The organism is Thermus sediminis, assembly GCF_003426945.1.
Taxonomy (GTDB): Bacteria; Deinococcota; Deinococci; order Deinococcales; family Thermaceae; genus Thermus; species Thermus sediminis.
The window spans coordinates 337,345-359,438 of the sequence record NZ_QURO01000004.1 but is presented as its reverse complement, the minus strand read 5'-3'; the positions used below and the strand labels follow the sequence as shown (position 1 = coordinate 359,438).

At 68.8% G+C, this 22,094-nt stretch carries 24 protein-coding genes, 1 tRNA gene and 1 riboswitch; of the genes, 16 read left to right on the top strand and 9 right to left on the bottom strand.

The annotated features are described in order from the left end of the window. Positions 1 to 8 precede the first annotated feature (8 nt). From ATI37_RS02520 to mnmE, 8 genes are all read left to right on the top strand, one after another. Complete coding sequence (locus ATI37_RS02520) at positions 9 to 1,127, top strand: pyridoxal phosphate-dependent aminotransferase (protein ID WP_117238488.1); 1,119 nt, start codon at positions 9 to 11, stop codon at positions 1,125 to 1,127. Continuing rightward, positions 1,124 to 2,164 carry a pyruvate dehydrogenase (acetyl-transferring) E1 component subunit alpha gene (gene pdhA / locus ATI37_RS02515; protein WP_117236972.1) on the top strand — a complete coding sequence of 347 codons (1,041 nt, stop codon included), beginning with the start codon at positions 1,124 to 1,126 and terminating at the stop codon, positions 2,162 to 2,164. The genes ATI37_RS02520 and pdhA overlap by 4 nt, the downstream gene beginning before the upstream one ends. Next, positions 2,158 to 3,153, top strand: coding sequence for an alpha-ketoacid dehydrogenase subunit beta (locus tag ATI37_RS02510; RefSeq protein WP_117236971.1), 996 nt, complete (start codon positions 2,158 to 2,160; stop codon positions 3,151 to 3,153). Before pdhA ends, ATI37_RS02510 begins: the two co-directional genes overlap by 7 nt. Before the next feature lie 12 nt (positions 3,154 to 3,165). After that, positions 3,166 to 3,702, top strand: a complete 537-nt coding sequence (locus tag ATI37_RS02505) for a Uma2 family endonuclease (RefSeq protein ID WP_117236970.1) — start codon at positions 3,166 to 3,168, stop codon at positions 3,700 to 3,702. A 124-nt stretch (positions 3,703 to 3,826) separates the two neighbouring features. Next, entirely contained in the window at positions 3,827 to 5,101 is a 1,275-nt protein-coding gene (gene hemL / locus ATI37_RS02500; RefSeq protein ID WP_117236969.1) for a glutamate-1-semialdehyde 2,1-aminomutase, read from the top strand. An 8-nt stretch (positions 5,102 to 5,109) separates the two neighbouring features. Then, complete coding sequence (locus ATI37_RS02495; protein ID WP_232822423.1) at positions 5,110 to 5,331, top strand: type II toxin-antitoxin system HicB family antitoxin; 222 nt, start codon at positions 5,110 to 5,112, stop codon at positions 5,329 to 5,331. Further along, positions 5,321 to 5,533, top strand: coding sequence for a type II toxin-antitoxin system HicA family toxin (locus ATI37_RS02490; RefSeq protein WP_117236967.1), 213 nt, complete (start codon positions 5,321 to 5,323; stop codon positions 5,531 to 5,533). Before ATI37_RS02495 ends, ATI37_RS02490 begins: the two co-directional genes overlap by 11 nt. Further along, the gene (gene mnmE / locus ATI37_RS02485; protein WP_117236966.1) at positions 5,530 to 6,828 is read left to right on the top strand and encodes a tRNA uridine-5-carboxymethylaminomethyl(34) synthesis GTPase MnmE; all 1,299 of its coding nucleotides are present in this window, start codon (positions 5,530 to 5,532) and stop codon (positions 6,826 to 6,828) included. Before ATI37_RS02490 ends, mnmE begins: the two co-directional genes overlap by 4 nt. A gap of 8 nt (positions 6,829 to 6,836) precedes the next feature. Here mnmE and metX read toward each other — a convergent pair whose 3' ends face one another. Continuing rightward, a complete protein-coding gene (metX, locus tag ATI37_RS02480; RefSeq protein WP_117236965.1) occupies positions 6,837 to 7,979 on the bottom strand; it encodes a homoserine O-acetyltransferase MetX in 1,143 nt (380 codons plus the stop codon). After that, entirely contained in the window at positions 7,976 to 9,241 is a 1,266-nt protein-coding gene (locus ATI37_RS02475) for an O-acetylhomoserine aminocarboxypropyltransferase/cysteine synthase family protein (protein ID WP_117238487.1), read from the bottom strand. The genes metX and ATI37_RS02475 overlap by 4 nt, the downstream gene beginning before the upstream one ends. A 106-nt stretch (positions 9,242 to 9,347) precedes the next feature. Next, positions 9,348 to 9,484, bottom strand: a riboswitch (SAM riboswitch). Positions 9,485 to 9,601: 117 nt separating this feature from the next. Between ATI37_RS02475 and ATI37_RS02470 the strand changes: the two genes are divergently transcribed. The 7 genes from ATI37_RS02470 (at position 9,602) to ATI37_RS11935 (ending at position 14,967) form a co-directional block, all read left to right on the top strand. Continuing rightward, positions 9,602 to 9,678 (top strand) — tRNA-Pro (locus ATI37_RS02470). A 40-nt stretch (positions 9,679 to 9,718) separates the two neighbouring features. Further along, positions 9,719 to 11,197, top strand: coding sequence for a PhoU domain-containing protein (locus ATI37_RS02465; protein ID WP_117236964.1), 1,479 nt, complete (start codon positions 9,719 to 9,721; stop codon positions 11,195 to 11,197). Positions 11,198 to 11,207: 10 nt separating this feature from the next. After that, positions 11,208 to 11,723, top strand: a complete 516-nt coding sequence (locus ATI37_RS02460; protein WP_117236963.1) for an RsmD family RNA methyltransferase — start codon at positions 11,208 to 11,210, stop codon at positions 11,721 to 11,723. Next, the gene (gene coaD, locus ATI37_RS02455) at positions 11,724 to 12,209 is read left to right on the top strand and encodes a pantetheine-phosphate adenylyltransferase (RefSeq protein ID WP_117236962.1); all 486 of its coding nucleotides are present in this window, start codon (positions 11,724 to 11,726) and stop codon (positions 12,207 to 12,209) included. Between the two features lie 20 nt (positions 12,210 to 12,229). Continuing rightward, positions 12,230 to 13,819, top strand: a complete 1,590-nt coding sequence (locus tag ATI37_RS02450; RefSeq protein WP_117236961.1) for an aldehyde dehydrogenase family protein — start codon at positions 12,230 to 12,232, stop codon at positions 13,817 to 13,819. 125 nt (positions 13,820 to 13,944) lie between these two features. Beyond that, entirely contained in the window at positions 13,945 to 14,514 is a 570-nt protein-coding gene (locus tag ATI37_RS11940; RefSeq protein ID WP_232822422.1) for a WD40 repeat domain-containing protein, read from the top strand. Positions 14,515 to 14,550: 36 nt separating this feature from the next. Continuing rightward, the gene (locus tag ATI37_RS11935; RefSeq protein ID WP_232822421.1) at positions 14,551 to 14,967 is read left to right on the top strand and encodes a WD40 repeat domain-containing protein; all 417 of its coding nucleotides are present in this window, start codon (positions 14,551 to 14,553) and stop codon (positions 14,965 to 14,967) included. A 105-nt stretch (positions 14,968 to 15,072) separates the two neighbouring features. Here ATI37_RS11935 and ATI37_RS02440 read toward each other — a convergent pair whose 3' ends face one another. Together ATI37_RS02440 and aroH are read right to left on the bottom strand one after the other, a co-directional pair. Then, on the bottom strand, positions 15,073 to 15,372 hold the full coding sequence (locus ATI37_RS02440) for a hypothetical protein (protein ID WP_232822420.1): 300 nt from the start codon (positions 15,370 to 15,372) through the stop codon (positions 15,073 to 15,075). A gap of 156 nt (positions 15,373 to 15,528) precedes the next feature. Further along, the gene (aroH, locus tag ATI37_RS02435) at positions 15,529 to 15,897 is read right to left on the bottom strand and encodes a chorismate mutase (protein WP_117236960.1); all 369 of its coding nucleotides are present in this window, start codon (positions 15,895 to 15,897) and stop codon (positions 15,529 to 15,531) included. A 68-nt stretch (positions 15,898 to 15,965) separates the two neighbouring features. Here aroH and ATI37_RS02430 point away from each other — a divergent pair, with 68 nt between their 5' ends. After that, entirely contained in the window at positions 15,966 to 16,619 is a 654-nt protein-coding gene (locus ATI37_RS02430) for a PIG-L deacetylase family protein (RefSeq protein ID WP_198665566.1), read from the top strand. Here ATI37_RS02430 and ATI37_RS02425 read toward each other — a convergent pair. Genes ATI37_RS02425 through serS form a run of 5 tightly spaced genes read right to left on the bottom strand, consistent with a single transcriptional unit; the run spans position 16,507 to position 22,093 of the window. Beyond that, positions 16,507 to 17,880: a chloride channel protein gene (locus ATI37_RS02425; protein ID WP_117236958.1), complete on the bottom strand. Its 1,374-nt coding sequence runs from the start codon at positions 17,878 to 17,880 to the stop codon at positions 16,507 to 16,509. The genes ATI37_RS02430 and ATI37_RS02425 overlap by 113 nt on opposite strands. Further along, complete coding sequence (locus ATI37_RS02420) at positions 17,880 to 18,989, bottom strand: amidohydrolase family protein (protein ID WP_117236957.1); 1,110 nt, start codon at positions 18,987 to 18,989, stop codon at positions 17,880 to 17,882. The genes ATI37_RS02425 and ATI37_RS02420 overlap by 1 nt, the downstream gene beginning before the upstream one ends. Continuing rightward, positions 18,970 to 19,752, bottom strand: coding sequence for a GNAT family N-acetyltransferase (locus ATI37_RS02415; RefSeq protein ID WP_117236956.1), 783 nt, complete (start codon positions 19,750 to 19,752; stop codon positions 18,970 to 18,972). Before ATI37_RS02415 ends, ATI37_RS02420 begins: the two co-directional genes overlap by 20 nt. Beyond that, entirely contained in the window at positions 19,725 to 20,834 is a 1,110-nt protein-coding gene (gene menC, locus ATI37_RS02410) for an o-succinylbenzoate synthase (protein ID WP_117236955.1), read from the bottom strand. The genes ATI37_RS02415 and menC overlap by 28 nt, the downstream gene beginning before the upstream one ends. After that, positions 20,825 to 22,093 carry a serine--tRNA ligase gene (serS, locus tag ATI37_RS02405; protein ID WP_117236954.1) on the bottom strand — a complete coding sequence of 423 codons (1,269 nt, stop codon included), beginning with the start codon at positions 22,091 to 22,093 and terminating at the stop codon, positions 20,825 to 20,827. The genes menC and serS overlap by 10 nt, the downstream gene beginning before the upstream one ends. Position 22,094 lies beyond the last annotated feature (1 nt).

The window sequence follows — 22,094 nt, the reverse complement described above, 5'->3', positions numbered from 1 at the left end:
CTATCCCCATGCGCCTCCATCCCCGCACCGAGGCCGCCAAAGAGAGCATCTTCCCCAAGATGAGCGCCCTGGCCCAGCGCCTGGGGGCCGTGAACCTGGGCCAGGGGTTTCCCAGTAGCCCTCCCCCTCCCTTCCTCCTCGAGGCCGTGCGCCGGGCGGTGGGCCGCTACGACCAGTACGCCCCCCCGGCGGGGCTTCCCGCCTTAAGGGAGGCCTTGGCGGAGGAGTTTGGCGTGGAGCCCGAGGGCGTGGTGGTCACCTCCGGGGCCACGGAGGCCATCTACGTCCTCCTGCAAAGCCTCGTGGGCCCTGGGGACGAGGTGGTGGTCCTGGAGCCCTTCTTTGACGTCTACCTGCCGGATGCCTTCCTGGCGGGGGCCCGGGCCCGCCTGGTGCGCCTCGCCCTAACCGAGGAGGGCTTCTCCTTGGACCTCGAGGCCCTGGAAAGGGCCATCTCCCCCAGGACCCGCCTCCTTCTCCTCAACACCCCCATGAACCCCACGGGGTTGGTCTTCGGGGAAAGGGAGCTCATGGCCATGGCCGCGCTAGCCAGGAGGCACGACCTCTTCCTGGTCTCCGACGAGGTCTACGACGAGCTCTACTATGGGGAAAGGCCAAGGCGGCTTAGGGAGTTCGCCCCCGAGCGCACCTTCACCGTGGGGAGCGCGGGGAAGCGCCTGGAGGCCACGGGCTACCGGGTGGGCTGGATCGTGGGGCCCAAGGACTTCATGCCCACCCTCGCGGGGATGCGCCAGTGGACGAGCTTCTCCGCCCCCAGCCCCCTCCAGGCCGGGGTAGCGGAGGCCCTGAGGGTGGCGAGGCGGGAGGGCTTCTACCAGGCCTTGAGGGAGGGCTACCGGAAAAGGCGGGACCTCCTGGCCGGGGGGCTTAGGGCCCTGGGGCTCAGGGTTTACGTGCCCCAGGGCACCTACTTCCTCATGGCGGGGCTTCCGGGGTGGGATGCCTTTCGCCTGGTGGAAAGGGCCCGGGTGGCCCTGATCCCCGCCTCGGCCTTCTACCTGGAAGACCCTCCGGAGGGGCTTTTCCGCTTCGCCTTCTGCAAGACCGAGGAGGAGCTCTCCCTCGCCCTCGAGCGCCTGGCCCCTGTGGTAAACTCCCTGGCGTGAAGCTAAAGCCTGTGGCCTACTTGGAAAGGGGCGAGTTTCCCCTGGAGGAGGGGGAGGCCCTGAGGCTCTACCGGGCCATGCGCCGGGCCCGGTTCTTTGACGAGAAGGCCGTCACCCTCCAGCGCCAGGGGCGGCTTGGGGTCTACCCCCCCTTCATGGGCCAGGAGGCGGCCCAGGTGGGCGTGGCCCTGGCCCTAGGGGAAGGGGACTTTGTGGTGCCCTCCTACCGGGAAAGCGCCCTGCTCCTCGCCAAGGGCCTTCCCATCCACGTCCTCCTCCTCTACTGGCGGGCCCACCCGGCGGGCTGGGGCTTTCCCCAGGGCTTCCGGGGGGTGAACCCCTATATCCCCATCGCCACCCAGATCCCCCAGGCGGTGGGCCTGGCCCTGGCGGGGCGGTATAGGGGGGAAGACTGGGTGGTGGCCGTCTCCATCGGGGACGGGGGGACCAGCGAGGGGGACTTCCACGAGGGGCTGAACTTCGCCGCAGTCTTTAGTGCCCCCGTGGTCTTCCTGGTGCAGAACAACGGCTACGCCATCAGCGTTCCCCGCTCCCGGCAGATGCGGGTGGACTACATCGCCAGGAGGGCCGAGGGGTACGGGATGCCTGGGGTGGTGGTGGACGGGAACGACGCCTTCGCCGTCTACCTGGAGGCCAAGAAGGCGGTGGAAAGGGCGAGGCGGGGGGAGGGGCCCACCCTCCTCGAGGCCCTCACCTACCGCCTGGCCCCCCACACCACCTCCGACGACCCCAGCCGCTACCGCACCCGGGAGGAGGAGGAGGCCTGGCGGAAGAAGGACCCCATCCTGCGCCTGCGGAAGGCCCTGGAGGAACGGGGCCTCTGGGACGAGGAGCGGGAGAGGGGCCTTCTAGAGGAGCTGGAGGAGGAGTTCCAAAGGGAGCTCGCCCTGGCGGACCAGGCCCCCGAGCCCCGGCCTGAGGAGATCGTGGAGCACGTGTACAAGGAGATGGGCCCCGACCAGAGGCGGGCCCACGAGGCCTTGAGGCGGGGCCTCCACGTGGAGGAGGCATGGTGAGGGAAAGGACGCGGGTCCTCAACCTGGTCCAAGCCATCAACGAGGCCCTGGACCTGGCCCTAGCCCGGGACGAGAGGGTCCTGGTCTTCGGGGAGGACGTGGGGAGGCTTGGGGGGGTCTTCCGGGTCACGGAGGGCCTTCAGGCCAAGCACGGGGAGAGCAGGGTCTTTGACACCCCCCTGGCGGAAAGCGGCATCCTGGGCCTGGCCATCGGCCTGGCCATGGGGGGGATGCGTCCCGTGGCCGAGATCCAGTTCGCGGGGTTCTTGTACCCCGCCCTGGACCAGATCCTCTCCCACCTGGGGCGCTGGCGGCACCGCAGCAGGGGCCGGGTGGGCCTGCCCGTGGTGGTGCGGGCTCCCTACGGCGGGGGCGTCCACACCCCCGAGCAGCACGCGGACTCCCCCGAGGCCTTCCTCTGCCACACCCCGGGGGTCAAGGTGGTGATCCCCGCAAGCCCGGAAAGGGCCAAGGGGCTTCTCCTTTCCGCCATAGAGGACGAGGACCCGGTCTTCTTCCTGGAGGCCATCAAGCTCTACCGGGGGGCCAGGGCCGAGGTGCCCGAGGGGTACTACACCCTGCCCTTGGGGAAGGCCCGGGTGGTGCGGGAGGGGAAGGCGGCCACCCTCATCGGCTACGGGGGGATGGTGGAGGTGATGCTGGAGGCGGCGGAGGTGGCCCAAAGGGAGGGGGTGGAGGTCACCGTGGTGGACCTGGAGACCTTGGTCCCCCTGGACGAGGACACCCTCTTGGAGGCGGTGAGGGCTACGGGCCGGGCCATCGTGGTCTACGAGGCCATGCGCACCGGGGGCTTTGGGGCGGAGATCGCCGCCCGCATCGCCGAGGGGGCCATAGACCACCTCCAGGCCCCCGTCCTGCGGGTGGCGGGGTACGACGCCCCCTACCCTCCTTTTAGCGCCATTGAGCACCTTTACCGGCCCAACGCCAGAAGGGTTCTGGCCGCCCTCAGGAAGGTGCTAACCTATTAGGAAGGAGGCCCCATGGTCAAGACCCGCCTCAAGGCCGAGGAGTTCTTCGCCTTGCCCCTAAAGCGGGGGGAGCTTGTGGACGGGGAGGTCCGGGAGGAGATGCCGCCCAAGCCGGGGCACGGTAGGATCGCTGGCGAGGTCTTCTTCCGCATTCGCCTTTGGCTGGAGGAGACCAAGCTCGGCGTGGCCGGGGTGGAGGGAGGGTTTATCCTGAGGCGGGACCCCGACCGGGTGCGGAGCCCTGACGTCTGGTTCCTCTCCCACGAAAGGCTCAAGGAGGTGGCCCGGGAAGGCTTCTACGAGGGGGCGCCGGACCTCGCCGTGGAGGTGGTCTCCCCGGGGGAGGAGGCGGAGGGGGTTTTGGCCAAGGTCCTGGACTATCTGGAGGCGGGGGCCAAGGCGGTGTGGCTGGTCTACCCCGAGCTCCAGGCGGTGGAGGTCTACAGGCGGGGCGGGGAGGGAAGGCTTTTGCGGCCCGGAGAGGTCCTGGAGGGGGGCGAGGCCCTTCCCGGCTTCCGCCTTCCCCTGAAGGACCTCTTTGGGGCCTAAGCCTCCCTCCGGCTTTGGCTCAGGCAGCGACCCGAAAAGGGGGCTCCGTAGCCCGGGCTAAGGTGCGGGCGCTTGGGGCCCTTTCCCCACTTTCTCTCCGCCGGAACCCGATAGAGTAGGGGGCATGGAGCGGCCCATCTCTGAGGCCTACTTCCAGGAGGCGAAAAGGCATATCCCCGGGGGCGTGTCCAGCCCGGTGCGGGCCTTCAGGGCGGTGGGGGGGACCCCCCCTTACCTGGTGCGGGGTGAGGGGGCCTATGTGTGGGACATAGACGGGAACCGCTACCTGGACTACGTGCTGAGCTGGGGGCCCCTGATCCTGGGCCACGCCCACCCTAGGGTCCTCGCCCGGGTGCGGGAGACCCTGGAGCGGGGCCTCACCTTCGGGGCCCCCCACCCCCTCGAGGTGGAGCTGGCCAAGAAGGTGAAGCGGGCCTACCCCGGCGTGGAGCTGGTGCGCTTCGTGAGCTCGGGGACGGAGGCCACCATGAGCGCCCTGAGGCTCGCCCGGGGGTTTACGGGCCGGGACCTCATCGTCAAGTTCCGGGGCAACTACCACGGCCACGCGGACGGCCTCCTGGTGGAGGCGGGAAGCGGGGCCCTCACCCTGGGGGTGCCCTCCTCGGCCGGGGTTCCCGAGGCCTACGCCCGGCTCACCCTGGTCCTGAAGTACAACGACGCCGAGGGCCTCCGGGAGGTCCTGAAGCGCCGGGGCGAGGAGATCGCCGCCATCATCTTTGAGCCCGTGGTGGGGAACGCCGGGGTCCTGGTCCCCACGGAGGACTTCCTCAAGGCCCTCCACGAGGCCCAGGCCTACGGGGCCCTCCTCATCGCCGACGAGGTGATGACGGGCTTCCGCCTGGCCCCAGGCGGGGCCACGGAGCGTTTTGGCCTCAAGCCCGACCTCGTCGCTCTGGGCAAGGTCCTGGGCGGGGGGCTCCCCGCCGCCGCCTACGGGGGAAGGCGGGAGATCATGGAGAAGGTGGCCCCTCTAGGCCCTGTGTACCAGGCGGGGACCCTCTCCGGGAACCCCCTGGCCATGGCCTCGGGCCTGGCCACCCTGGAGACCCTGGAGGCGAACCCCCATTTCTACGCCCACCTGGAGGAGGTGGGGGCCAGGCTGGAGGAGGGGCTAGGGGAGGTCCTCGCCAGAAAGGGCGTGCCCCACGCGGTGAACCGGGTGGGGTCCATGCTCACCGTCTTCTTCACCGAAGGCCCCGTGCGCACCTTCGCCGAGGCCAAGCGCACGGATTTGGAGCTCTTCAAGCGCTTCTTCCACGGCCTCCTGGCCCGGGGCGTGTACTGGCCGCCCTCCAACTTTGAGGCCGCCTTCCTCTCCATCGCCCACGGGGAAGAGGAGGTGGCGAGGACCCTCGAGGCCCTGGATCAGGCTCTATAATGGGAAGGATGCGCTACACCGTCCTCCTTCGTCCCGACCCGGAGACCCCCGGGGTGTGGCTGGCCGAGGTGCCCGCTATCCCTTGGTGCGTCACCTTCGGGCACTCCCCGGAAGAGGCTCTGGAAAACGCCAAGGACGCGTTGGCGGCTGCCCTGGAAGCCCTCGAGGCCCTAGGGGAAGCTCCGCCTCCCGACGTGGCGGTGGCCCAGGTCTCCCTGGATGCCGCCTAAGACTTCCGAGGTGGCCCGCAAGCTGGAGCGGTTGGGTTTCCAACTCCTGCCGCGAAGAGGTAAGGGCGGGCATAGGGTTTATGTGCACCCAGATGGCCGAAGGGTGGTGTTGCCCATGCACTCCGGGGAGATTCCCTGGGGCCTTTTCCGGGCCATCCTGAAGCAAGCGGGCATCACCGAGGAGGAGTTTCGCCAGGCGTGAACCTCAAGGACCCCATCTGCGCCATCGCCACCCCTCCCGGCAAGGGAGCCATCGGGGTGGTGCGCCTCTCGGGGGAAGGCGCTTTGGAGATCGCCGCCCAAGCCTTCCGGGGGAAGGACCCCAGGCGCTTGAAGGGGGGGCGCTTCACCGTTGGGGAGGTGGTGGACCCCTGGACCGGGGAGACCATAGACCAGGCCCTCCTCCTGGTCTTCCGCGCCCCCCGCTCCTACACCGGGGAGGACCTGGTGGAGTTCCAGACCCACGGTTCCCCAGCGGTCTTGAAGCGGGTGATGGAGGTCCTGGTGGGCCTGGGGGCGAGGCCTGCCGGGCGGGGGGAGTTCACCCTGAGGGCCTATCTGAACGGCAGGCTGGACCTGGCCCAGGCGGAGGCGGTCCTGGCTCTGGTAGAGGCGGAAGGGGAGCTGGCCAGGAGGCAGGCCCTGAGGGGCCTCGAGGGGGCCCTTTCCCGCAGGATCGCCGCCCTGGAGGAGAGGCTTCTGGACCTCCTGGCCCACATCCAGGCCCTCCTGGACTACCCCGAGGAGGGGGTGGAGCCCCACCGGGCGGAAGGGACCATCCGGGAGGCCTTAGAGGAGGTAGAGGGCCTTTTGGCCCAGGCCAAGGCCTCCCGCCTAGCCCAGAAGGGGGCCCGCCTGGCCCTGGTCGGGGCCCCCAACGCCGGGAAAAGCTCCCTCCTGAACGCCCTTTTGGGCTACGAGCGGGCCCTGGTTTCCCCCATCCCCGGCACCACCCGGGACTACCTGGAGGCCCCCCTGGAGCTCTTCGGCATCCCCCTCGTCGCCTTGGACACCGCCGGGGTGCGGGAGACGGAGGACCCCCTGGAAAGGGCCGGGGTGGAGCGGGCCCTCAGGATCGCCGAGGAGGCGGACCTGGTCCTCTACGTGGCCGACCGCTCGGTCCCCAGGCCCCCGCCGCCCCCCCTTCCCTGGGAGCGGGTCATCCGGGTGGCCACCAAGGCCGACCTCCCTCCCGCTTGGGGGGACCCCGCTTTTCTTTCCGTCTCCAGTCTGACGGGGGAGGGGATGGAAAACCTCAAGGAAGCCCTCAAGGAGGCCCTGCTGGGGAGCGGGGGTGGGGAGTTCCTCCTCACGGAAAGGCAGGTGGAGGCCCTCCTTCGGGCCAAGGAGAGGCTCTTGGAGGCCCTTGCCCTCCCCGAAGACCTCATGGGCCTGGCCCTGGAGGAGGCCTTGAAGGCCCTTTCCGCCCTCACGGGCAAGGAGGTGGCCGAGGAGGTGGTGGCCCGGGTCTTCCAGAACTTCTGCGTGGGTAAGTAGGCCGGGCCTTAGGGGAGGAAGGCCTCGAGGATCTCCTCCACCTGGTCGGTCTCTATGAGGAAGGCGTCGTGGCCGTGGGGGCTTTTGATCTCCCGGTACCGGGCCCCGGCTAGGCGGGCCGCCTCCCGCACCTCCCAGGCGGGGTAGAGGAGGTCGGTGTCGATGCCCACGAAAAGGGCGGGGAGGTTCCTAAGCCGCCTTAGGGCCTTTTCCACGCCCCCCCGCCCCCGGCCCACGTCGTGGGTGTCCATGGCCCGGGAGAGGACCAGGTAGCTTTCCGCGTGGAAGCGCTTTAGGAACTTCTCCCCCTGGTAGTCCAGGTAGGCCTCCCCCATCTCCGGGGCCTCCTGCCAGCGGGCGGCGAACCCCTCGGGGGCCCGGTAGCTCATCATGGCGATGCCCCGGGCCAGGGCCATCCCCCTAGGGGTGGGATTTCCCCTTCGGTACTCGGGGTCCAGGAGGATGGCCTGGCGGGAGAGGTGGTTGAAGGCCCGGGCCCAGGGGCCGTGCCGGGCGGGGGCGGCGAGGACCACCAGTTTTTTGACCCGCTCCGGGTACATGAGGGCGAACTCCAGGGCCACCATTCCCCCCAAGCTTCCCCCGATCACCGTGGCCTTCTCCACCCCCAGGTGGTCCAGAAGCCTCGCCTGGGCCCGGGCCAGGTCCCGGAGGGTGAGGGGCGGGAAGTCCTTGCCGTAGGGCTTCCCCGTCCTGGGGTCTAAGGAGAGGGGTCCGGTGGAGCCGTAGCAGCTTCCCAGGTGGTTGGCGGAGATCACGTAGTAGAGGGCGGGGTCTAGGATCCTTCCCGGGCCCACGAGGCTATCCCACCAGCCCTCCCGGCCGAAGGCCCTTTCCAGGGGGGAGAGGCTTTGGAAGGTGGCCTCGTCGTAGACCCCCGCCAGGTGGGCGCTTCCCGTGAGGGCGTGGAAGACGAGGACGGCGTTGTCCCGCTTGCGGGAAAGCCCCCCGTAGGTCTCGAAGCGGAGGCGCACCTCGGGGAGGTAGCCCCCGAGCTCCGTGTAAAACCCCTCCCGCCTGGGGAAGAGGACGGCGGTGCGGGGCTTGGGCGGGGGGATGGTGAGGGGGGAGCGGGGGGGCTTGAGGAGGAGGGCCTCGTGCTCCCCCCAGGCCTCCAGGGCGATCTCGCTCATCCCAGGGCCTCCTCTAGCTCCGCCTTCAGGTCCTCCACGTGCTCCAAGCCCACGGAGAGGCGGATGGTCTCCGGGGCCACCCCGGCTTGGGCCTGCTCCTTTGGGGAGAGCTGGGAGTGGGTGGTGGAGGCGGGGTGGATGGCGAGGGTCCGGGTGTCCCCCACGTTGGCCAGGTGGGAGATGAGCTTGAGGCGGGAGATGAAGGCTTTGGCCGCCTCGTAGCCTCCCTTGAGGCCGAAGGTGAGGACGGCTCCCGGCCTTCCCCTGAAATACTTCTGGGCCCTCTGGTGGTGGGGGTGGTCCGGAAGCCCCGGGTAGTTGACCCAGGCCACCTGGGGGTGCTCCCTAAGCCAGTAGGCCAGGTGCAGGGTGTTCTCCACGTGGCGCTCGGCCCTCAAGGAGAGGGTTTCCATCCCCAGGAGGACCACCCAGGCCTCAAAGGGCCCCAGGGCCTGCCCCTGGTCCCGGAGGCCATCCACCCGGGCCTTGAGGATGAAGGCCAGGTCCCCGAAAGCCTCCGTAAGCCGGAGGCCGTGGTAGCCCGGCTGGGGCTCGGTGAGAAGGGGGTAGCGGCCGTTCTCCCAGGGGAAGCTCCCCCCGTCCACGATGGCCCCGGCGATCACCGCCCCGTGCCCCCCCACCCATTTGGTGAGGGAGTGGGTGACCACCGCGGCCCCCCATTCCAAGGGCCTAAGGAGGTAGCCTCCCATGCCGAAGGTGTTGTCCACGAAGAGGGCCACGCCCTTCTCCCGGGCCGCTTGGGCCAGGGCCTCGAGGTCGGGGATGTTGAGGGCGGGGTTGCCGATGGACTCCACCCACCAGGCCCGGGTCCTCTCGTCGGTGAGGGCCAGGAACTCCTCGGGGGCTTCTTCCCGGGAGGTGAAGCGCACCTCGATCCCCAGGCGCCTCAGGGTGACCTTGAACTGGTTGAAGGTACCCCCGTAGAGGTTGGGGGTGGAGACAAGGTTGTCCCCCGCCCCGGCGATGGCGGTGAGGGCCAGGAACTGGGCGGCGTGGCCGCTAGAGGTGGCCAGGGCCGCCTTCCCCCCTTCTAGGGCCGCCAAGCGCTTCTCCAGGACGTCCACCGTGGGGTTCATGATGCGGGAGTAAATGTTGCCGAAGGTCCTAAGGGCGAAGAGGTCGGCGGCGTGCTCGGGGCTAGTGAAGACGTAGCTCGTGGTGGGATAGATGGGGACCTGGCGGCTTAGGGTCGTGGGTTCCGGCGTGTACCCGGCGTGCAGTTGTAAGGTCTCAAAGCGCATCTTGGCCTCCTTCCCCGCGGGGGCGCTGGAAGGGGCCATAAAAAGCCCCTTCCCGGCGGGACCGTTCTCTCGCCAAGAAGGGGTTGGGCGTGGCGCTTACCCCCCTCTCTTATCGTCCCCGGGCGTTTCCCCCGCCCGGGCCGGCGTTGGCACCAGCCCCACCCGCATCCGGCCATGAAACGGAAGGGGTGGGAGGTTGCCGCGGCTTCCTAGGGCCGTACCCTCCACCGCTCTGGATAAGAGAACGGGCTGGTTGTGGCCGCGCCCCGGCGCGGTTAGGCCCTAGTGTAGAAACCCTTGGGCTTTCCCGTCAATCCCCTTTGACCTTTTCTCCTTCCTCCCCTATACTGGACTCCGCTACGGGGAGTAGCGCAGCCCGGTAGCGCACCTCGTTCGGGACGAGGGGGTCGCTGGTTCAAATCCAGTCTCCCCGACCATAAGGCCGGCCCTGGGGCCGGCTTTACGTATACTTTCCCCGTGCACTTTTTAGCGGGCCTGGCCCTCTTCCTCTTGGGTTTACACCTCATCTCCGAGGCCCTGGCCGGATGGAGGGGGCGCAGGGTGCTTCTCTCCCGGGGGCTGGGCTCTCCTGCGGGGAGCCTGGTCTATGGCCTGGCCCTGGGCGCTCTCTCCGGGAGCGGCTCGGGTCTTGGGCTGCTGGCCTTGGCCCTCCTGGAGGTGGGGGTCCTGACCCACGCCCAGGCGGCCCTCCTGGCCCTGGCCGCCACCGCGGGGGCGGGGGTCTGGGTAGGGCTGTTGGCCGTGGCCCGGGAGGGGGTGCAGGAGGCCCTTTTGGTTTTGGGGCTTTTCCTCTACCTGGTGGCCGCGTGGCGGCGGTGGGGGTTTTTCTTCCTCGGCCTGGGCCTCCTCCTTTTGGGCTTTGCCGAGATGGGGCGGGGCCTTGACCCGGTGCTGGCCCTGGCCCGGGAGGTGCGGGGCCTTGGGACAGGGTATCTGGTGGGGCTTTTTTTAGGGGGGCTCATGGGCTCGGCCAACGCCGTGGCCGCTTTGGCTCTCCTGCTTGTGGGCGAGCTAGCCCCTGGGGTGGCCGCCGCCATGGTCCTGGGGGCCGGGGTGGGCACCACCAGCACCTTCTTTTGGGCCGCCCTAGGGGGAAGGGGGGAGGCCTGGCGCCTGGGGATTCCCCTTTTCCTGCACCGGCTTTTGGTCTCGGGCTTCCTCCTCCCCCTGGTGTGGATCATTCCCGAGAACATCCTGGCCTGGCACCTTTTGGGCCACCTCCTCTATACCCTCCTCTACTGGCCGCTTTCCGGGGTTTGGGGCAGGGTGGCGCAGGGGATATTCCCTAAGCGCAAGGTGGTCCCGAAGTACCTGCGTTCGGAAGCTTTGGACTCCCCCCTTCTGGCCTTAGCCCTGGCGCGGCGGGAGCTATCCCGGGTGGCGGACACCGTGCGGAGCATGCTGGTCCAGTCCGTGCGGGTCCTTTCCCAGGAGGAGGGGAGAGAGGCCAGCTTGCAGGAACAGGAGGAGAAGGTGGACGCCCTCACCCGGGAGCTGGTCCTCTACACCTCCGAGCTGGCTAGACGCACAGGGGACGAGCGGGCGGTGAGGCTGTTCGTGGCCGCCAGCGAGCTGGAGCGCCTGGGGGACCTGGTGCGCCGGGTGGTGCGCCAGGCGGAGAGGCTCTGGTCCCAGGGCCTCCGCTTCAGCCCAGAGGGCAAGGAGGACCTTCTCCTGGCGGCCTCCCGGGTGCTCTCCCGGCTGGAGCGCCTGGGGGCGGCCTTGGCCACGGGGGAGCGGGCCTTGGCGAAGGAGGTTTTGGGGGAAGAGGGCGGCGAGTTTTTCCAAGGCCTCAAGCGGGCCCATCTGCGCCGCCTCGAGGCCGGCTTAGCCCAGACCCGGGCCAGCACCCTGGCCCATCTGGACATCCTCCTCACCCTGGAGGAGATAGACCAGGGGGTGGCCCGCCTGGCCCAGCTGGTCTTGGAGCTTTAAGCTAAGGGGTGTGGTGAGGATTCTTGGCGGCAGGGCCAAGGGGGTGCCCCTGAAGGTGCCCACCTCGGCCCGTCCCTCCCCGGTGCGCCTCAGGAAGGCCCTCTTTGACTACCTCCGCCTGCGCTACCCAAGGAAGGGGCGGTTTCTGGACCTCTATGCGGGAAGCGGGGCGGTGGGCCTCGAGGCGGCCAGCGAGGGTTGGCAAGCCACCCTGGTGGAGAGGGACAAAGGGGCCATCGCCCTGCTCAAGGAAAACGCCCGTAGGGCCGGTCTTTCCGTGCGCATCGTCCCCTTGCCCGTGGAGGTTTTCCTCCCCGAGGCCCAGGCCAAAGGGGAGCGGTACACCGTGGCCTTCATGGCCCCGCCCTATCCCATGGACCTGGTGGCCGCCTTTCGGGCCCTTTTAGAAAGCAGTCTGGTGGAGAAAGGGGGGCTTTGCATCCTTCAGCACCCCAAGGACCTCCACCTGCCCTTGGGGGAGCGCCGGGTCTACGGGGAGAACGCCCTCACCCTGGTGGAGGTCTAGATGCACGTGGTCTACCCCGGAAGCTTTGATCCCCTGACCAATGGCCATATGGACGTGATCCAGCGGGCGAGCCGCCTCTTCACCAAGGTCACGGTGGCCATCCTGGAAAACCCCAACAAGCGGGGCCATTACCTCTTCACCGCCGAGGAGCGGCTAAGCATTGTCCGCGAGGCCACCGCCCACCTCCCCAACGTGGAGGCCTCCACCTTCTCCGGGCTTCTGGTGGACTTCGTGCGGCGGGTGGGAGCCCAGGCCATTGTGAAAGGGCTTAGGGCGGTTTCCGACTACGAGTACGAGCTGCAGATGGCCCACCTGAACCGCCAGCTCCTGCCCGGGTTGGAAACCCTCTTTATCCTCTCCGCCACCCGCTACTCCTTCGTTTCCAGCACCATGGTAAAGGAGATCGCCCGCTACGGAGGGGACGTGTCCAAGCTGGTTCCCCCCGCCACCCTGAGGGCTTTGAAGGCCAAGTTCGGCCAGGGGTAGAATCCTCCCTGGAGGTTCCCATGAAGGCCTTTGCGAGCAAGTACGGCAACGCCCTGGAGCTGGGCCACCTCATCGGTGGGGATGAGGTCTTTGAAGGGAAGGTCCTGGAGAGGCGGAACCCCTCGGACGGGGAGGACCTGATCGCCCGCTTCCCCGAGGGCACCAAGGACACCCTGAGGAAGGCGGCCCTGAAGGCTAAGGAGGCCTTCTCCGAATGGAGCCGCACCCCCGCCCCCGTCCGGGGCCAGGTCCTCTTCAACCTGGCCAAGATCCTAGAAAGGGAGAAGCCCACCCTGACCCGCCTCATGGTGCGGGAGGTGGGGAAGACCTTCAAGGAGGCGGCAGGGGACGTGCAGGAGGCCATAGACACCGCCATCTTCTTTGCCTCCGAGGGGCGCAGGCTCTACGGCCAGACCGTCCCCAGCGAGATGCCCCATAAGGAGCTCTTCACCTTCAGGCGGCCCCTGGGGGTGGTGGGAATGATCACCGCCGGCAACTTCCCCATCGCCGTGCCCAGCTGGAAGCTGATCCCGGCGGTCCTCGCGGGGAACACGGTCGTGTGGAAGCCCTCCGACGACTCTCCGGTCCTCTCCTACGTCTTCGTGAAGCTCTTTGAAGAAGCGGGCCTACCCCCCGGGGTCATCAACCTGGTCTTGGGCGGAGGGAAGGACTCCACCGGCCAGTGGCTGGTGGAGCTCATGGACGAGGGGCTTTTCCAGAAGTTCGCCTTCACGGGGAGCACCCAGGTGGGCCGCTGGATCGGGGAGGTGGCGGGGCGGAACCTCATAAGGCCCACCCTGGAGCTTGGGGGCAAGAACCCCCTTTTGGTCATGCGGGACGCCGACTTGGACCTGGCGGTGGAGGGGGCCTGGTGGAGCGCCTTCGCCACCGGGGGCCAAAGGTGCACCTCGGCGGGCAACATCCTGGTGGACGCCCCCATCTACGAGGAGTTCAAAAGGCGCTTCCTGGAGAAGGTGGAGGCCACCGCCATCGGCAACCCCCTCCTCTACCCCCAGGTCACCTATGGCCCCTTCATCAACGAGAGGCTTTACGCCCGTTGGCTGGAGCACTACCGTTGGGCTGAGGAGGACGGGGCTACGCTCCTCTTCGGCCGGGGGCGGATCGGGCGGGACAACCCCTACCCCCACTTCCACGGGGACCCGGAGGCGGGCCTCTTCGGCTGGCCCACGGTCTTTGAGGCCCGTCCCGGCATGCGCCAGTTCCAGGAGGAGATCTTCGGCCCCACCATCAACCTGGTGAAGGTGGACGGCATCGAGGAGGCCATCGAGGTGGCCAACAGCACCCCCTATGGGCTTTCCAGCGCCATCTACACCAACCACCGCCACTGGGCCTACCTCTTCAAGGTGGGCATCCGCGCGGGCATGACCAGCATCAACAACGCCACTGTGGGGGCCGAGGCCCACCTGCCCTTCGGCGGGGTGAAGGGGAGCGGCAACGGGGCCCGGGAGTCGGGGATCTGGGTCATAGAGGAGTACACCTACTGGCAGGCGGTGAACGAGGAGTACTCGGGGAGGCTGCAGCTCGCCCAGATGGACACGGGCTACGTGAGCCCCAAGGAGCCCACGCCCTGGGGGGAGGTGTTGGGATGAGGGCGCTGGGTCTCCTCCCCCTCGTCCTTCCGGCCCTGGCCCAGACCCTGGCCCCGGCCTTTCAACTGGACTGCTGCTTCCGAGGGGAGGCCAGGCCCGCCTAAGTCTTCTGGGACGGGAGCCTCTTGGGGACCTGTCCCCTCGAGGTCCAAGCTGCCCCGGGCCGCCGCCTTCTCCGCCTGCGCCTCGAGGAGCCCGGGGGGACCTACCTGGCCTACGAGGCTCGGGTGGAGGTGCAGGAGGGGGGCCTGAGGGCCTTCACCGCCGAACTCCTGCGCCATGATCCCCGGGCGGAGGCCCTGAAGGGGGGCAGGGGCTTGGTCTACGCCCTGGCCTACAGCCCCAAGGGGGTCTTGGCCCTGGGGGACGCAGCCGGGCAGGTCCGCCTCATCCCCCCGGGCCGCCCCCCCTTGGACCTCGAGGGGCACGCCTCCTACGTGCGCGACCTAGCCTTCAGCCCCGACGGCCGCCACCTCGCCTCGGCCTCAGGGGATGGGACGGTGCGCCTGTACGAGACCCAAGGCCGTTTCCTCCGGGCTTTGGGTAGGGGCCCGGCCTTCCTCAAGGTGGGCTTTGACTCCCAGGGCCGCCTCTACGGCCTTCAGCTCCGGGGGAACCTCTCCCTGTTTGACCCTGCCACGGGCAAGGTCCTGGCCACCCGTCCCCTAAGCCCCTACCTCTTCTCCGCGGCCTAAAGCCCCGGGGGGAGGGTCCTCGCTTTGGGGCTTTCCGTGGGCCGGGTGGAGGTGTGGGACCTCGCCCTCCCAGGAAAGCGGGGGGAAGTCCGGGTCCCGGGAGGGCCCGTCTACGCCCTGGCCTTCAGCCCCGACAGCCGCTACCTCGCCGTGGGTTCGGCGGACGGGGGGGTGAGGCTTTTGGACCTCCTGGCCCCGGGCGGGCCCGAACCCCGGCTCCTCTACGCCCACAAGGATCTGCCCTTGGGCCTAGCCTTCAGCCCCGATGGCCGCTATTTGGCTTCCGGAGGGCAGGACCAGGAGGTGCGCCTCTACGACCTCGAGGCGGACCTTTTGGAGCGGGTTTACGTGGGGCATACCGGTGCGGTGTACGGGCTGGACTTTCACCCCCAAGCCCCCGCCCTGGCTACGGGCGGGGGGGAAGGGCGGGTCCTCCTTTTCCGCCTGCCCTAGGCTTATACCCTTGCTTCCGGTTTCCTTTACCCTACGAGCCCTAGGAGGCCCCCAGGGACCTTGCGCCGGGGCCCCCATGCCGGCGCAAGCCAGCATGGGGTGGTATTACTGGCCCGCCCCCACCGCCAGGGCCTGGGCTGCCCAGCGCTCCGCCTCGGCCCGGTCCCCGCGCTGGTTGGCGTAGAAGGCTAGGGTGCGGGCCACCTTGGCCGCCGCCTCCCTGGAGGCCTCGTCCCAGATGCCCCCCTGCTCCCGGTAGTTCATCCAGGCCTCCCAGGCGCGGATGGCCCACTGGGTTTCAGTGTAGATCTCGGCCAGGAGCCGGAGGGCCCGCAGGTCGTTGGGGTTCTGCTTTACTAGGGCCTCCGCCGCCTCCAAGGCCCGCTTCCAGGGGGTGAGGTCCACGAACCCTACAGGGTAGGCCCTCCGGGGTGAGGCCTCCCACCTGTTGAGCCACTCCCAAGCTAGGAAGCGCCGTCATACCCCAAACCAGATATGCCTTTTTTCTCCCTTAAACCTTACCTTCTTCAGGATACGCCCGGGGGACCGGCTTGTCAAGGCTCATTGGGCACTTTCCAGATCGGGCCGGAGTTTGACCGCCTCCCTCAGGTACACGTGGCGCACCCGGTCCTGGGGGATGTCCGTGTTCCAGAGAGCGAGGACGCGGATGACCCGGGGGAGGCTGCCCGGCACGGGCACCTCCCGGGCGGAGAGGAGGGGCACCCGGTGCATGCCGATCTGCCGCGCGGCCTCCGCGGGAAAGGCCGAGGTGAGGTCCTCGGTGACGGTGAAGATAATGGCGGCCAGCTCCTCATGGCTTTGGATGCCGTTGGCCTCCAGCATCTTCAGGAGGAGTTCCCGGGTGGCCTGGTGGATGGCCTCGGGCGTGTCCTCTTCCACAGCGATAGCACCCCGGATACCCCGAACCATGGCTAGGCCCCATGCTAAGGGGTTTGCCCTAGGGGGGCAAGTTGGGTAGACTTCCCCCCATGAACCTCATGGCGGTCTTCGCCCATCCCGACGACGAGATTGGGGCCTCGGGCACCCTGGCCCTCCACGCCAGGAGGGGGGACCGGGTCCTTCTGGTCTGGATGACCCGGGGGGAACTGGCCAGCCACTTTGGGGAGGCCTCTCCCGAGGAGGTGGCCCAAATGCGGGAGGAGCACGGGGCTCACGTAGCCGGGCTGATTGGGGCCGAGTACAGGTTTTTGCCCTTCGGAGACACCCTTCTCTCCGGAGGAAGGGAGGAGGCCTTGGCCCTAGCCCGGCTCATGGCGGCGTTCCGCCCCCAGGCGGTGATCACCTGGGATCCCTTGGACCTCCACCCCGACCACCGGGCTACCCACCAGGCGGTGCTCTCGGCTCTGAAGCTCTGCCGCATCCCCAAGCTGGTGGGGGAGGCCCACCGGGACCCCGTGCGCCTCTACCACTACCCCAGGCGGGACCTAGGGAGGCCCCTGGTCTATGTGGACGTGACCGAGACGGAAGAGGTGGCCGAGGCCGTCTTCCGGTTCTACCAGGAGTTTTACCGCTGGCCCTTCACCCTCGAGGACTTCCGGGCTCGGCGTCGGCTCCGGGGGCAGGAGGCGGGGGTTCCCTTTGCAGAGGCGTTTCAGACGGAGGCGCCTCCGGCGTGGCCGGGGCTTCCTTGAAGCCTTCCTCCGGGGCATGGGCCGGGGTGAGCACATAGGCTAGGAGGACCGCGGGGATGACCAGGGGCAAGATGGCGTACCCGCCCCACTCCGCCGCCAAGACCGTGGCCGCAAAAGGGGCCCGGGCTACCCCGGAGAGGACCGCTGCCCCCCCGGCCAGGGCCAGAGCCTCGGGGGGTAGGGCCAGGGGGCCGGAGAAGCGGGCGAGAAGGGCCCCAAGAAACCCGCCCAGGACCAGGGCTGGGGTATAAGGGCCGCCGTGGGCCCGCACCCCCTGGGCCAGGAGGAGGAGGAGGAGCTTGGCCAGGAGGAGGTAGAGGAGGGCCAGAGGGGGAAGGAGGGGGGTGGTGGCGATGGCTACCCATCCCAGGCCACTTCCCAAGGCTTCGGGGAGGAAGAGGAGGAGGAAGGCCAGGGCTAGGCCCAAGAGGGCGTGTCTCAGGGGGAGGACCAGGCCCCTCAGGCGGCCTTCCAGAAAGCGGCTTCCTTCCGTCCAGAAGGTGGCCAGAGCGGCAGCCAGGAGGCCGATGAGGGCCCCCAAGGGGATGGCCGTGAGCTCCACCTCCACCCGGAAGGGGAGGAGGGGGGTGTAGCCGAAGAAGGCCCCGTAGACGGCGAAGCCCGAGAGGGCCCCGATGAGGGCGGGGGTAAGGGCCCGGGCCTCGAGGAGGAGGGAGCGGTAGAGGATCTCCGTGGCCAGAAGGGCCCCGGCCACCGGGGCGTGGAAAGCGGCGGCGAGGCCTGCTGCCAAGCCGGCAAAGGCGAGCCCCCCGCCCATCCGGGGAAAGCGGTGGTCCAGGGCGCTTCCCAGCCAGAGGCCCAGGACCCCGAAGGGCCCCTCCCGGCCCATGGGGGAGTAGAGGGAGATCTGCAGGACCCCGCCCAGGATCGTCCGGGGATGGGTGTGCCTCGGGGGTGGGCGTCCTTCCCGGGCGGCGAGGAGGAGGGCGGAAAGCCCCTGCCCCGTGCCCAGAAAACTGGTGAGGGCGAAGAGGGGCGGGAGGAGGAGGGCCAGGGGCCAGAACGGGGGTCCGGTGAAGGCCTGGAGGAGCCCCCTCTCCCCGGGGGCCTCGGGGGGAAGGTAGCCGAAGAGGAGGCCCAAGAGGGCGCTTAAGGCCCTCAGGAGGAGGTTCAGAAGGGCCACCAGAAGCCCCGCCAGGGCCCCGGTGAAGGCGCTGTAGAGGATGAGGGGGCCCGTCTGGCGCAGGTCCTCACCAAAGAGGGTAGGGAGAAAGCCCAGGGTGTGGGGCAGGGGCCGCATCAGAGGGAGTGTACCAAAGCCGCTGGGGTTCCCCGGGCGAGGCGGGGGGTGGGAAGGCCCAAAGCCCGGTACCCGCCCCGGGTGAGGGCCCGCACCAGGAGGCGGGGGTCCGCCTTGTCCCAGAGGTGGAGGGCTTCCCCCTTCACGTCCAGATCGGGGCTGCTGGCCCTGGAGTCTGTTCCCAAGGCTAGCTCCACCCCGTGGCGGGCGTAGAGGAGAAGGGGGGCCTCCCCCACCTCAAGGTTCTCGTTGGACCTAGGGCAGAGGATCACCTTGGCTCCGGTTTCGGCGATGAGCTGCACCTCTTCCTCGTCCACCTGGACCCCGTGAACCAGAAGGGTCTGGGGCCCCAGGACCCCCAGGGCGTGGAGGTGGCGGATGGGGGTGAGGCCCGGGGGCCGCCAGGGGGTCTGGGCGAGGCGGCGGTACACCTCCAAAAAAGGTCCCTCTCCGCCCTTGAGGAACCTCACCTCCTCGAGGCTTTCCGCCGCGTGGATCATGAGGGGGATGCCCTCGGCCTGAGCATACTGGGCCAGCTTCCTAAGCAGAGGCGGGCTCACGGAGTAGGGGGCGTGGGGGGCGAGGCCCACCCGCACCCTCCCTTCCCGCCTGCGCCAGGCCGCAAGCTTCCCCCGCACCCTGGCGAAAACCTCCTCGGCCTCGCTGGGCTCGGGGGCGAAGACCTCGTAGAAGGCCACCCCCGGCAGGGGGCTTTCCCGGAGGAGGAAGTCCATGACCTCGTCCCGGAAGACGATGTCGCCGAAGGCCCCCACCCCCGAGGCCTGGAGCTCTTCTAAGCCCCTTTTTGCCCCCTCGAGGCCCCTGAGCCCCCGGTGGGCCACCACGTGGGGGAGGAAGCCCGTGAAGGGCCCCCGGTAGAGGGAGAGGAGGGAGAGGTCCAGGTGGGTGTGGGCGTTCACCGGGGGCGGGAGGAGGGCCCGGCCCTTCCTCACCACCTGGCCCTGGGGGAAGCGGGCCTGGAGCTCTTCCAAAGGCCCCTGGCCCACCACCACCCCCCCCTGGACGGCGATCCCCCCCCGGAGCATGGGGGTGCCGAAGCCGGTGTAGACCACCTCGGCGGTCCAGATCTCAGTCCTTGGCCAGGACATAGCGGTTGGGCCCTCGGACGAAGTCCACGGCCACGTACCCCCGGGCGAAGTAATGGCCGAAGACCTCTTGGCTGTGCTCCCGCCACCTTAGGGCCAAAGCGGGGTCTTCCCGCAGGATCCGTCCCCAGTCCTCGGGAATCTGGACCAACACCCTTTCCGCCTCCAGGTCCAGCCTTGCCTTCAGGGGCACCTCCTCCTCCACCCGGTTGGCCTGGGGAAGGCCCGCCACCTTGGCTTCGGGCGGAGGGGCGTAGATCCGGGCGTAGACCCTTTCCGAAAGGAGGTCCCACTCGGCCAGGAGGCGGTCCGAGGGGGCCCCGGCGTTGATGCCGGACATGGGTCCGTAGTGGTCGGGGAGGTAGGTCCTGCTCCAGGCCCCGAGCTTCCTCAGGTTGAAGTTGGCGTTGGCCCCCCTCAAGGGGTCAAAGGTCCAGACCACCTTGCGGATGCCCCGGGCTAGGCACCAGTCCCGCTGGAAGCGCTTGAGGAGGAGGGCGGCCCCCGTGCCCCGGTAAGGCTCCAGGACCCCCAGCATGTGGGAGTGCTGGAGGCTAGGGTCTTGGGTGGGGAGGCCGAAGACGAAGCCCACCAGCTCCTCCCCCAAAAAGGCCCCCGCCACCAGCCCCCCTTGGTCCTGGACGGCGATGAGGAGGCCCCTGGGCACCAGGTCGCTCTCCGCGCGGCCCCAGACCTCCCGCTGGAGCCCCACCACCCTTTCCATCTCTTCCCAGCCCCTCAGCTCGCGGACACGTAGCCCTTCCATAGGGTGATCCTGTCCACCAAGGCAAGCTTCAGATGGACGCCGATGCCGGGGCCCTCCGGAACGGGCATGAGGCCCTCCTTGGCCTCGAGGGCCTCATCTATGAGGTCCTCCTCCCAGTAGCGGCTGGCGGAGCTCACGTCCCCGGGCTTGGTGAAGCCGGGCAGGGTGGAAAGGTGCAGGTTGTGGGCCCGGCCCACCCCCGCCTCCAGCATCCCCCCCATCCAGAGGGGGATGCCGGCGCTTTGGGCCAGGGCGTGCACCTTGAGGCTTTCCCCGTGGCCCCCAAGCCGGGCGGGCTTGACGTTGAAGACCCGGCCCGAGCCCAGCTCTATGGCCTTCCTGGCCTTCTCCGCCGAGGTGAGGCTCTCGTCCAGGCAGATGGGGGTAGCAAGCTCCCGCTGGAGCCTAGCGTGGTCCAGGAGGTCGTCGTAACCCAAGGGTTGCTCCAGGTAGTCCAGCCCCAGCTCGTCCAGGCGCCTAAGGCGGGGGAGGTCGGAAAGGCGGTAGGCGCTGTTGGCGTCGGCGGTGAGGGTGGCCTCGGGGAAGGCCTCCCTCACGGCCCTCAGAACCTCGTGGTCCCAGCCCGGCTTGATCTTCAGCTTGATGCGGCGGTAGCCCTCCTGGAGGTGCCTCTCCACTACCCGGAGCGTGGCTTCCACCGTGGACTGGATGCCCAGGGAGACCCCCACCTCCACCTCCCGCCGCACCCCGCCCAGGACCTGCCAGAGGGGCCTTCCCAGTCCCTTGGCGAAGAGGTCGTAGAAGGCCATCTCCAGGAGGGCCTTGGCCATGGGGTTCCCCCGGAAGGGGCTTAGGGCCTGGGCGAGGGCCTCGGGGTTGGGGAGGTCCTGGCCCAGCACCCGGGGCAGGAAGGCTTCCTGGAGGAGGTAGCGGGTCCCCTCCACGGTTTCTTCCCGGTAGAGGGGAAGCCTCTCCATCACCCCCTCTCCCAGGCCCTCGAGGCCCTCCCCGAAGAGCCTCAGGAGGAGGATGGTGCGCTTGGTTTGCACCCCGAAGCTAGTCTCAAAGCGGAACCTCAGGGGAAGCTCCAGGATCCTCAGTTCGGCCGCCTCTATCCGCATGGCTCCAGCACCTCCTTGCCCACGTAGGGGATGAGGGCCCCTGGTACCCGGACCCGGCCATCTTGGAGCTGGTGGTTTTCCAGGAGCATCACCAGGATGCGGGGGGTGGCCAGGGCGGTGTTGTTGAGGGTGTAGGCGTGGCGCACCCGGCCTTCCCCGTCCCGGTAGCGGAGCTCAGCCCGCCGGGCCTGCCAGTCCAGGAGGGCGGAGCAGGAGTGGGTCTCCCGGTACCGCCCCTCCGAGGGGACCCAGACCTCCAGGTCCACCTGCCGCCACTTCCCCGGGCCCATGTCCCCGGTGGAGACCTCTACGAGGCGGTAGGGGAGTTCCAGCAGGCTCACGATCTCCTCGGCGTTTTGTAAAAGCTCCCCGAAGGCCTGGTCCGAGGCCTCGAGGCTGGCCTCGGTGAGGACGTACTGCTCCACCTTGTGGAACTGGTGGACCCGCATGAGGCCCCTGACGTCCTTGCCGAAGCTTCCCGCCTCCGAGCGGAAGGCGGGGGCGTAGCCGGCGTAGCGCTTGGGAAGCTCCTCCTTCCTCAGGATCTCCCCGGAGTGGAGGGCGTTCAGGACCACCTCCGCCGTCCCCGTGAGGTAGAGGTCGGCGCCCCCTATGGGCCAGACCTGTTCCCTGGCGGCGGGGAAGTGCCCAGTGCCGACGAAGGCCATCTCCCGGGCGTAGGAGGGAAGGGTGAGGGGGGTGAACCCCTTTCCCACCATGAAGTCCATGGCGAAGCGGAGGAGGGCAAACTCGTAGAGGGCCAGGTCCCCCCTTAGGGCGTAGGAGCGGCTTCCCGAAACCTTGCTGATCCTGGGCTCCCACCAGCCGTTCTTCTCCAGGAGGCTCACGTGGTCCAGGGGAGGGAAGGAGAACCGGGGGGGGTCTCCCACCCGCTTGATCTCCACGTTGGCGCTGTCGTCAGGGCCTACCGGAGCCAAAGGCCAGGGGGGGAGGGGGACTTTTAGGAGGAGTTCCTGGAGGAGGGCCTCCTTTGCCCTCAAGGCCTCCTCCGCCGCCTTGGCTTCCTCGGCCAGGGCCCTCCCCTTTGCGATGAGGGCCTCTCGGGCCTCAGGGGAGGCCTTGGGCACCTCCTTGGCGATGCGGTTGCGCTCGGTTTGGATGTCTTGGAGGCGTTGCTTGAGGCCTAGCACCTCCCGGTCCAGGGCCAGGAGGGCCTCGAGGTCTAGGTCCACCCCCTTTAGGGCGATGGTCCTCCGGATCTCCTCGGGGTTTTGCCGGATGCGCCTGAGGTCCACCATG